Origin of the sequence: Falsiroseomonas selenitidurans, assembly GCF_012103215.1 — a bacterium.
In the GTDB taxonomy this organism is placed as follows: domain Bacteria; phylum Pseudomonadota; class Alphaproteobacteria; order Acetobacterales; family Acetobacteraceae; genus Falsiroseomonas; species Falsiroseomonas selenitidurans.
This window is the reverse complement of record NZ_JAAVNE010000045.1, coordinates 32901-43745: the sequence shown is the minus strand read 5'-3', so window position 1 is coordinate 43745 and position 10845 is coordinate 32901. Positions and strand designations below refer to the sequence as shown.

5 protein-coding genes and 1 pseudogene are annotated in these 10845 nt (G+C 70.6%); 3 read left to right on the top strand and 3 right to left on the bottom strand.

Going from position 1 to position 10845, the window contains the following annotated elements:
* Window positions 1-669: pseudogene (locus HEQ75_RS21550) on the bottom strand (hypothetical protein); the annotation flags it as partial.
* Between the two features lie 324 nt (window positions 670-993).
* Here HEQ75_RS21550 and HEQ75_RS21545 point away from each other — a divergent pair.
* Window positions 994-6207, top strand: a complete 5214-nt coding sequence (locus tag HEQ75_RS21545) for a LamG-like jellyroll fold domain-containing protein (protein WP_168034185.1) — start codon at window positions 994-996, stop codon at window positions 6205-6207.
* A gap of 21 nt (window positions 6208-6228) precedes the next feature.
* Here HEQ75_RS21545 and HEQ75_RS21540 read toward each other — a convergent pair whose 3' ends face one another.
* Window positions 6229-7857, bottom strand: coding sequence for a GMC family oxidoreductase (locus HEQ75_RS21540; protein WP_168034184.1), 1629 nt, complete (start codon window positions 7855-7857; stop codon window positions 6229-6231).
* Between the two features lie 60 nt (window positions 7858-7917).
* Entirely contained in the window at window positions 7918-8379 is a 462-nt protein-coding gene (locus HEQ75_RS21535; protein ID WP_168034183.1) for a RidA family protein, read from the bottom strand.
* Window positions 8380-8439: 60 nt separating this feature from the next.
* On the opposite strand from HEQ75_RS21535, the gene HEQ75_RS21530 reads away from it, so the two are divergent.
* Together HEQ75_RS21530 and HEQ75_RS21525 are read left to right on the top strand one after the other, a co-directional pair.
* Window positions 8440-9678, top strand: a complete 1239-nt coding sequence (locus HEQ75_RS21530) for a serine hydrolase domain-containing protein (RefSeq protein WP_168034182.1) — start codon at window positions 8440-8442, stop codon at window positions 9676-9678.
* Window positions 9678-10844 (top strand): amidase, encoded by a 1167-nt coding sequence (locus HEQ75_RS21525; RefSeq protein WP_168034181.1) that lies wholly within the window; start codon window positions 9678-9680, stop codon window positions 10842-10844. Before HEQ75_RS21530 ends, HEQ75_RS21525 begins: the two co-directional genes overlap by 1 nt.
* Window position 10845 lies beyond the last annotated feature (1 nt).

The following is a 10845-nucleotide window of genomic DNA, read 5'->3' as shown; positions in this document are numbered from 1 at the left end:
GACGATGGCCTGCCGCGCCGCCGCTTCCGCCGCCGATGGACCCGGCGCCACCCGGTCCGGCGCCAGGGCCGATGGTGGCTGCCGGGCACCGGGCGCGGCCGCGGGGCGTTCCGCCTCCGGCGGGATGGCGGGCGCGGGGCGCGGCGGCTGCTCCATCGCGTGCAGCAGCACGCCGCCGGCACCGAGCAGCAGGAGCACGCCGGCCGTCGCCAGGCGCAACAGGCGCGGAGGCCGCGCCGCTTCCGCGGGCCGGATCGGCGCCGCCAGGATCGGCGCGGGCATCGGGGCCGGCGGTGCGGCCGCGGCCTCGGCCGGTGCCGCCTCGCGTTCCAGCGCGGCCTGCACCTCGTCCACCCAGGCGCCGCCCAGCGCCCCCAATGGCGGAGCGGCGGCGAAGGCATGGTCCAGCACCAGGGGCAGGCGCCAGAGATCGGCAGGCGTCAGGGCGCGGTGGATGACGGGCAGCGCATCCGGTGCGAAGCCCTGCGCGCTGAGCTGCCGCCGCAGCGTCGCCACCGGGTCCGCATCCGCGTCAGGATCCGGCGCCAGGTCCAGCAGTGCCACACCGAACGCCGGATGCGCCACGGCCAGCCCGCCCGGCGCCCCGCGCAGGGCGCGCCACCCCATCTCGCGCAGGCTTTCGCCGGCGATGCGCCGGGCTTCGGACACTGCCCCGCCCTCCGGCCTCACGCGTCGGCGCCTGCTGGCAGGGCAAGGCTTCGCAGCATCCTCATGCATGGCAGGATGGGCGGCACCATCGCGCAGGGCCAGCAGCGCGCCGCAGGCTCCGGGCAAGTTGAAGCGACCTGCCCGGGGCCTCAGGACCCTGGCGCAAGGCGGCCGTCGCGAACCGACAGCGCCTTGCAGGGAGCGGAATTATCCGGCGTCGCGCTGCCTTCTGCCCAACGCGCCACCATAGCTTAACCGAATCGCTACAACCGGTGACATGGAGGCCGAGCAGCTTCCCGGCCTCTTGTGAACAGGGTGCCGTACATGTCGGACTTCGTGCAGTTTGGAACCACCGCCGGCCTCGGCCTGCCGGCTTTCGCCGACGGGGATTCGGGCGTACTGAAATTTTCCGCCTTCACGGCGGAGCAGGCGCTGCTGCTGCAGCCCAACACCGGCGATGCCGACGGCACGCTGACCGAATGGACGCTGGCGCTCGACATCATCGTGCCGGCACCGACCAGCGCCTTCATGGCGCTGCTGCAGACCGACACGACCAACGGCAATGATGGCGAATTCTTCATCCGCGCGAACAGCGTCGATGCTGGCGGCATCGGCATCTCCGGCGTCTATGAGGGCACCTTCACCTTCGGCGACTGGCACCGCGTGGTGATCACGGCGGAGACGACGCCGGACGGCCTGGTGCTGACGAAGTACATCGACGGCGCGCTGGTCGGCACGCAGACCCTGTCCGGCACGCGCTGGGATATCAGCGACGCCGGTGGCGCGCTGCTGCTGGCCGACGAGGATGGCGAGACCAATGCCGGCGCGCTCTCCTCCGTCATGATCGCGGAACGCGCGCTGACCGCCGAGCAGGTGGCCGCGCTGGGCGGGCCTGATGCCGACGGCATCGCCGATGCTGCGCCCGCGCCCGGCGCCACGCAGTTCGACTTCGAGGCGGCCAGCTTCGCCGCCACCTTCGGCGCCGGCACCCTCGCCGCGCCGGGCGATACGGAGACGCCGCCGGCCCCGGCGCTGAGCGTGGTGAACCGCATCAGCGACGTGATGCAGACGCCGGGTTCCACCGTCACCATCGACCTGTCCGAGGTGTTCAACCGCGACGACATCACCTTCACCATCGGCAATGACGATGACAGCGTCGTCACCGGGGTGGTGCTGGATGGCGAGACGCTGACGCTCGACCTCGGCGCGCTCGGCCATGCCGACCTGCGCCTGACGGCGATGGATTCCGAGGGCAATGTCGCCGCCGACAATTTCCGCGTCCGCGTCGCCGGCCCCAACGCCTACACCATCGCCGTGCTGCCGGACACGCAGGACTATTCCGACGCGAGCCTGACCAACGGCACGCCGCAGATGTTCATGAACATGACGAGCTGGCTGGTCGACAACAAGGACAGCCACAACATCAACTTCGTGGCCCATGTCGGCGACATCACGCAGAACAACCTGGTCAGCGAATGGCAGGTGGTGGATGCGGCGCTGTCGCAGCTGGATGGAATCATCCCCTACTCCGTGCTGCCGGGCAACCACGACCAGGGCCCGGGCGGCAGCGCCAGCGACCATACCAGCCTGCTCGACACCTACTTCTCGCCGGAGCGCCAGGCGGCTTCCAACCCCGGCACCTTCGGCGGCGTCTATGACCGCGAGCCGGATCGCGCGGTGAACAACTACAACACCTTCACCGCGCCGGACGGCACGAAGTGGCTGGTCCTGTCCATGGAGTTCGGGCCGCGCGACGACGTGTTGCGCTGGGCGGGGGAAGTGCTGGACGCACATCTCGACCACCGCGTCATCATCGTCTCCCACTCCCTGACCGACTATGCCAGCCGCCACGACCCGGCCGGCGGCCCGCTGTACGACGAGGGTGCGGGCTACGACTACGGCATCGGCCGCGACCCGGAAGGCGCCAATGACGGCGAGACGGTGTACCGCGAACTGCTGGCGAAGTACCCGAACATCACCTTCACCTTCTCCGGCCACATCTTCGGCGATGGCGCGGAGACCAATGTCAGCTACAGCCAGCACGGCAACGCGATCATCGAGAGCCTGGTGAACTACCAGAACGGCATCTCGCGCGAGATCACCGGCAATGGCGACGAGTCGCTCGGCGGCCGCGGCGGCAATGGCGCGATGCGCCTGGTGGTGGTCGACCCGGACAATGACCGCATTTCCACCGAGACCTACTTCACCGAGTTCGACGACTACCTCGACGGCTACCGCACCAAGGAGGAGCTGGACCGCGACGGGCTGACCGGCCCCTATCGCGGCCATGAGGAGGTGTTCACCGACATGGATGTCGGCACGCCGGACCTGCGCGCCCAGGCCAAGGCGGGCGACGACCTGTTCCTGTCCGCACCGAATGCGCGCGGCCTGGCGAATGTGACGCTGGACGGCAGCCGCACGCTTGACCCGGCCGCCGACATCGTCTCCCATATCTGGTACGACGCCGAGGGCCATGCCATCGCCCGCGGCGAGGTGGCCGAGGTTCAACTCGGCGCCGGGCGCCACCACCTGACGCTGGCCGTCACCGATGCGGAAGGCCGCGTCACCACGGACGAGAAGCTGGTGCTCGTCGCCGGCCCGGGCAATCTGCTGACCGACAACTTCAACGACGGCAACATGGATGGCTGGGACCGCCCCGGCGCCTCCGCCACGCTGATCGAGACCGGCACGCCGGAGAGCTTCGGCATCGCGGCGCTGCCCGGTGGCGCGGAGAGCGTGGGCTTCATCCCCAAGCTGGCGCCGAACCAGGGCCTGCTGCTGCAGCCGAATCTGGGCCAGGAAGTGGGCACGCTGGTGCCGACCTGGTCGCTGATCATGGACATCCTGGTGCCCTCCGGCCAGGGCAACTGGACCGCGCTGGTCCAGCTCAACCCGAACAATGTCGACGACGGCGACCTGTTCATCCGCATGGGTGGCGACGGCACCGGCGGCATCGGCATCGGCGGCAACTACCAGGGCAGCTTCGCCTACGACACCTGGCAGCGCCTCGGCTTCACCTTCACGCCGAACGGCGCGGACACGCTGCTGCTGAGCAAGTACATCGAGGGCGTGAAGGTCGGCGAGCAGACCGTCTCCGCCGCGCGCTTCAGCCTGGATGTCGGCGCCGGCGCCAGCCTGTTCACGGATGAGGATGGCGAGACCTCCAACCTCTACGTCTCCTCCGTGCTGGTGACCGAGAAGGTCTACACGGAGGCCGAGATGACGGCGCTCGGCGGCGCCAAGGCCGGCGGCATCGAGGCCACCGCGCCGACGGCGCTCTCCGCGCAGTTCGACTTCAACGAGCCGACCCTGGCGCCGAGCTTCGGCCCGGCGACGCTGAGCTTCGGCCAGACCGGCGAGACGGCGAGCAACTTCCTGCTGAAGGGCACGGTCTTCGCACCCGGCACGCCGCAGGCCGGCGACCCGGCGCCGGAAGGCCGCATCTTCGAGATGTCCGACAGCGCCGACAACGTGCTGCTGTGGAAGGCCGAGGCCGCGCTGGGCTGGCAGGACTACACCCTGGCCGCGACCATCCGCTCCACCGACAATGACGGCATCGGCCTTGTCTTCTACTGGCAGGATGCGGACAACCACTACCGCCTGGTGCTGGATGGCGAGACCAACACGCGCAGCCTGATCCGCGTGGCCGAAGGCGTGGAGACGGTGCTGGCGACGGAGACCGGCGGCACGCGCTTCAACGTGGACCAGGAACTGGCCGTCGGCATCCAGGAAGGCCGCATCACCGCCATGCTGGACGGCCAGCTGCTGTTCGGCGGCGAGGTGGTGGATGCCACGCCGCTCAGCGGCGGTACGGTCGGCCTCTACTCCGACAACCAGCGCTCCTCGCAGTTCGACAACGTCACGGTCGACGCCTTTGCGCCGCTGCAGCCCGAGGCCCCCGCGGCGACGCCGGACGGGACCCTGCTGGTCAACGAGAGCTTCTCCGGCGGCACGATCCCGTCCGACTGGGTCATCGTCGATGAGGGCGAGATGGGCGGGCTCGGGCCGGATGGCACGCAGTCCGACTGGGCGATCGAGGATGGCCGCCTGGTGCAGCGTTCCGATCTGCAGTCCCGCCAGCTGGAATGGGATGGCGCGTCGAACCCGGACAAGTGGCTGAACGGCTGGTCGCCGCTGGGCGATGGCGTGAACGTGCTGCGCCTCGGCACCTACGCGCTGTACCAGGGCGAAGGCGCGTCCGAATGGACCGACTACGCCATCGAGGCCGACATCGTCACGCCGGACAATGACGGCCTCGGCTTCCTGATCCACTACCAGGACGCGAAGAACTACTACAAGCTGGAGCTGGATGCGGACGGCACCTATGACCGCAACCCCTCCAACGGCGCCGGCCCGCTGTTCAACCTGATCCGCATGCGCGACGGGGTGGAGGAGATCCTGGCCCAGGTGCCGCAGCGCTACACGCCGGGCGAGAGCTTCCACCTGCGCTTCGAGATCATCGACCAGAAGATGCGCGCCTTCATCGATGGCGAGGAGATCTTCGCCTATGCGGTGGAGGACCGGTCGCTGATGCAGGGCACGGTGGGGCTCTATTCCTGGGGCAATGCCGGGCTTGCCTTCGACGATGTGAAGGTGACCTCGCTGGTCGAGGCGCCGCCGGCCTACAGCGCGCCGAGCTTCACCCGCATCACCGACGGCACCAGCAACACCATCGCCGTGACCGAACATGACGGCCGCCGCGACATGCTGGTGTATGAGGCGATGGGCACCGGCCAGGCGGATGAGATCGTCGCGACCGGCGCCAATGACGTGGTGCTCGGCCTCGGCGGCAACGACCTGCTGGACGGCGCGGCGGGCGACGACGCGGTGCTCGGCGGCGGCGGTGCCGACACGCTGCAGGGCGGTGCGGGCAACGACACGCTGAACGGCGGCATCGGCGCCGACAGCATGCTGGGTGGCTTCGGCGACGACGTCTTCCTGGTGGACGATGCCGGGGACGTGGTGGTGGAACTGGCCGGCCAGGGCCAGGACCGCGTCAACGCCGCGGTGTCCTTCACCCTCTCCGAGCAGGTCGAGGACATGGTCCTGACGGTGTCGGGCCTGACGGCGACGGGCAATGCCATCAGCAACCGCCTGACCGGCTCCGCCGGCGGCGATGTGCTGCTCGGCATGGGTGCGAACGACGTGCTGCGCGGCCTGGGCGGCGACGACATCCTGGAAGGCGGCGCCGGGCGCGACCGCCTGCTGGGTGGTGCCGGCGCCGACATCTTCCGCTTCGGCCTGGCCGGCGAGGCCGGCGACCGGATCGAGGATTTCGCCGCCGCCGACACGGTGCAGATCTCCGCCGCCGGCTTCGGCGGCGGGCTGCTGGCCGGCATGGATGTGGTGGCCAGCGGCCGCTACATCGAGAACACGACCGGCCTGGCGGATGGCGCCCTGGGCCAGTTCGTCTACGAGACCGACGCGAACCGCCTGTGGTGGGATGCGGACGGCGCCGGTGACGCGGCGCGCCAGATCGTCGCGGACTTCCTGAACCCGGCCGGCTGGGCGGGTTCGGAGATCGCGATCATCGCCTGACGCGGCGCGGGCGCGGTGGCTTCAGGCCACCGCGCCGCGCACGAAATCCGCCGCCTTCTCCGCGATCATCATGGTGGTCGCGTAGGTGTTGGCGGAGGGCATGGACGGCATGATGGAGGCGTCGATCACGCGCAGCCCCTGCATGCCGTGCACCTGCAGCCGGTCGTTCACCACCGCGCTCGGGTCCGTCTCCGGCCCCATCCGCGCCGTGCCGATCAGGTGGTAGGTGGTGCTGCCGTTCCGCTTCGCGAAATCCAGCAGCTCGTCATCCGACTGCACCTTCGGCCCCGGCAGCGTCTCGCCTTCCAGGAAGGCGGAAAGCTCCGGCGTCGCCAGCATCCGCCGCAGCAGCCGCATGCCGCCCAGATGCACGCGCACATCCATCGGGTCCGAGAGGTAGTTCGGGTTGATCTCCGGATCCTCGAAGACGTTGGTGCTGCGCGCCCGCACCCAGCCGGTGGATTCCGGCCGGTGCTGCCAGGCGCCGGCGGTGACGCCGGGGTAGTCGTCCAGGATGTAGACCTTGCCCTCCGCATAGCTACCCGGGGTGAAGACGCATTGCAGGTCCGGCTGGTCCAGCCCCTCGAAGCTCTTCCAGAACACATGCACATGGGACGGCGTCGTGGCCAGGATGCTCGGCCTGCGCAGCGCCCAGCGGGCGATCTGCGCGCCGAGCTTCAGGCCGCGGGACAGCTCGTTCAGCGTCTCCACCCCCGGCTTCGCGCGCATCACGAAGCGGCTGGCATAGTGGTCGCGGAAATTCGATCCGACACCGCGCAGTTCATGCACCACCGGCACGCCGAGCCGCCCCAGCAGGTCGGCCGGGCCGACGCCCGAGATCTGCAGCAGCCGCGCTGTGTTCACCGTGCCGGCGGACAGGATCACCTCCCGCCGCGCCCGCACCTCCCGCACCGGTGCGCCGGGGGCCGAGACGTACTGCACGCCGATGGCGCGCTTGCCCTCGAACAGGATGCGGCTGGCGCGGGCATTGGTGCGCACCGCCACGTTCGGCCGCTTCATCGCCGGGTGCAGGAAGGCCCGCGCGGCGGAGATGCGGCGGCCGTTGCGGATGGTGCGCTGGTAGTAGCCGACGCCCATCTGGTCGCCGGAATTGTAGTCCGGCGCGCGGGGAATCCCGAGGCCGAGGCAGCCCTTGATGAAGGCCTCCGACACCGGGCTGATCCAGTCCATGTCGGTGATCGGGATGCCGTCCGGGTTGCGGCCGCGGGTTTCGCCCCCCAGCCCCACGCGGTTCTCGCTGCGGCGGTAATAGGGCAGGCAATCGGCATAGCCCCAGCCGCGATTGCCGCGCTGTGCCCAGCTGTCCAGGTCCGCCGGCTGGCCGCGGTTGTAGATCAGCCCGTTGACCGAGGAGCCGCCGCCCAGCGTGCGCCCCTGGGTGGTGGCAATGCGCCGCCCGCCGGTCATCGGGATGCCCTCCGTCTTGAACTGCCAGGTGACGGAGGGGTCGGCCAGCGTCTTGATGAAGCCGGCGGGGATGTGGATGAAGGGGTTGCGGTCCGGCGGCCCGGCTTCCAGCACGCAGAGCGTGACGCCGGGATCGGCGCTCAGCCGGTTGGCCAGCACCGATCCGGCGGCGCCGGACCCCACGATGACATAGTCGAACTCTTCCGCGTTTGCGCTGACCATCGGCCGCCGGATCTCCCCAATGGGGCCGAGTCTATGCGCGCGGGGCGGGTCGCGCCAAGATCAGGGCTTCAGCAGGACCACCGCCTCGATCTCCACCGCGATGCCGCGCGGCAGGCTGCCCATGCCGACGGCGGAGCGCGCCGGGCGGCCGGCATCGCCGAACACCGCCACGAACAGGTCGGTGCAGCCGTTGATCACCTCCGGCTGGTGGCCGAACTCCGGCACGGCGCGGACCATGCCGAGCACCTTTAGCACGGTGTCGACCCGGTCGAGCGAGCCCAGCGCCTTGCGCATGTTGCCCAGCAGGTTCATCCCGCACAGCCGCGCCGCCTCCACCCCCTGTTCCACCGCCAGGTCGCCGCCCAGCATCCCGGTGATGGAGGTGCCGTCCGGCCGATGCGGCCCGACGCCGGACAGGAACAGCAGCCCGCCGCCGATCCGCCAGGGCACGTAGTTGGCCAGCGGCGCCGGCGGGTCCGGCAGTTCCAGGCCAAGTTCCTTCAGGCGTTGTTCGGCGGACATGGCGTTGGGTCTCCCGGCTCGCTATGGCATCACTCTGCACGAACATCGCCCGGAGTCATCATGCAGACCACCTCCCCCGAAGATGTCGGCCTGTGCGCGCGGCGGCTGGCGCGCATCGATACCTGGCGGCAAAGGCTGGTGACGGATGGCAAGGTGGCCGGCGCGACGACGCTGGTGATGCGCCGGGGGCAGGTCGCGCATCTGGGGTCGTCGGGCGTCGCGCATCTCGGCTCCGGTGACCTGGTGGGCCTGGATTTCGGCACGCCGATGACGCCGGAGACGATCCACCGCATCTATTCCATGACCAAGCCGATCACCTCGGTCGCCATCATGATGCTGTACGAGGAAGGGCGCTTCCAGCTCGACGACCCGATCAGCCGCTTCCTGCCGTATTTCGCCAACCAGCGGGTCTGTACCGGCGGCGCGCGCGGCAAGCTTGAGACGGTGCCGGCGATGCGGTGCATCACCTTCCGCGACCTGCTGACGCACACATCCGGCCTGACCTACGGCTTCATGCAGGCCACCGCCGTGGACGCGCTGTACCGCGAGCAGGGCATCGACTACGGCGCCGCCGAGACCAGCCTCGCCGAGGTGACCGAGGCGCTGGCGAAGCTGCCGCTGGTCGCCGAGCCGGGCACGGCCTGGAACTACAGCGTCTCCACCGACGTCCTCGGCCACCTGGTCGAGGTCATCAGCGGCCAGGATTTCGAGAGCTTCCTGCATGAGCGTCTGATCGGCCCGCTCGGCATGGTGGATACCGGCTTCCACCTGCGCGAAGGGCAGCAGGCGCGGCTCGCCGCCAACTACGCGCGCGGCCCGCATGGCGCTTTGCAGATGATCGACGACCCGGCCACCAGCCGCTACCTGCACCCGCGCGCCGTGCCCTCGGGCGGCGGCGGGCTGGTCTCCACCGCCGCGGATTATCTCCGCTTCTGCCGCATGCTGCTGAACAAGGGGCAGCTGGACGGGGTGCGCTACCTCGGCCGCAAGACGGTGGAGCTGATGATGTCGAACCACCTGCGCGGCGACATGGCGGCGATGGGCCAGCCGCGCTGGTCGGAAAGCACGGCGGAAGGCATCGGCTTCGGCCTCGGCTTCTCCGTCATGCTGGACCCCGCGCGGGCGCAAATCCTGGGCACGCCGGGCGAATGCGCCTGGGGCGGCGCCGCCAGCACCGCCTTCTGGGTGGACCCGGCGGAGGCGATGGCGGTGATCCTGCTGACCCAGCTCATGCCCTCCTCCACCTGGCCGCTGCGGCGGGAATTGCGCGTGCTCTCCTACCAGGCGGTGATCGATTGATGTCGCAGGACCCCTTCCTCCCCGGCCCGCGCCTGCGCCTGGCCGGGCGCGCCGGCGGCCCGCTGGATGGCTTGCGCTTCGCGGCCAAGGACCTGTTCGACGTCGCCGGCCACCCGACCGGCGGTGGCAACCCCGACTGGGCGCGGCAAAACCCGGTGCCGACGCGCCATGCCTGGGCGGTGCAGGCGCTGCTGGACGCCGGCGCCATGCTGGTCGGCAAGACGGTGACGGACGAGGTCTCGCTCGGCATCCTGGGCGAGAACGCCTTCGACGGCACGCCGCTGAACCCGGCCGCCCCCGGCCATGTGCCCGGCGGTTCCTCCTCCGGCTCCGCCAGTGCGGTCGCGCAGGGCATGTGCGAGACGGCGCTCGGCACGGATACCGGCGGGTCGGTGCGCGTGCCGGCGAGCTTCTGCGGCCTGTACGGCATCCGGCCGACGCATGGGCGGCTCGACCTCGCCGGCATGATGCCGCAGGCGCCGAGTTCCGACACCACCGGCTGGTTCGCCCGCGATGCCGCCACCTTCGCCCTTGCGTCCGAGGTGCTGCTGCGGGAGGCACCGGCGGCCGCGCCGCCGCTGAAGCTGGTGGTGGCAACCGACGCCTTCGGCTTCGCCGAGCCGGAGACGGCGGCCGCCCTGGCGCCGCTGCTGGAGCGCCTGAAGCGCCTGGTGCCGGATTGGCGGGAGGAGATCATGGCCCCGCAGGGCCTGTCCGCCTGGGGCCGCGCCCAGCGCACCCTGCAGCCAGTGGAGGCGTGGGAGACCTTCCGCCCCTGGGTGGAGCGCGACAATCCGCGCTTCGCCTTCTCCGTCGCCCGCGGCCTGGTGATGGCGGCGGCGACGCCGGAGGCGGAGCGCGGCTGGGCGGCGCTGCTGCGGCAGGAGGTGCGCGGCCGGCTGCGCCACCTGCTGCCGCCGGGCACCATCCTGGCCATGCCCACCACGCCCTTCCCGGCGCCACCCACGGGCCTGCCGCTGTCGGCGCTGAACCCGATCCGCGATGCCATCCTGTGCCTCTGCGCGCATGGCGGCCTGGCCGGGCACCCGCAGCTCAGCATCCCCGGCGCCACCGTGGCGGGCCGCCCCGTGGGCCTGTCCCTGCTGGCCGCCCGCGGCGCCGACGCGCTGCTGGTCCGCACCGCCCTCGACCTGGAGAAGGCCTGAC

Excerpts from the sequence above, each read along its gene's own strand:
- HEQ75_RS21525 (WP_168034181.1), top strand. The coding sequence starts at position 9,678 with ATGTCGCAGGACCCCTTCCTCCCCGGCCCGCGCCTGCGCCTGGCCGGG.
- HEQ75_RS21535 (WP_168034183.1), bottom strand. The coding sequence starts at position 8,379 with ATGTCCGCCGAACAACGCCTGAAGGAACTTGGCCTGGAACTGCCGGAC.
- HEQ75_RS21545 (WP_168034185.1), top strand. The coding sequence starts at position 994 with ATGTCGGACTTCGTGCAGTTTGGAACCACCGCCGGCCTCGGCCTGCCG.
- HEQ75_RS21540 (WP_168034184.1), bottom strand. The coding sequence starts at position 7,857 with ATGGTCAGCGCAAACGCGGAAGAGTTCGACTATGTCATCGTGGGGTCC.
- HEQ75_RS21530 (WP_168034182.1), top strand. The coding sequence starts at position 8,440 with ATGCAGACCACCTCCCCCGAAGATGTCGGCCTGTGCGCGCGGCGGCTG.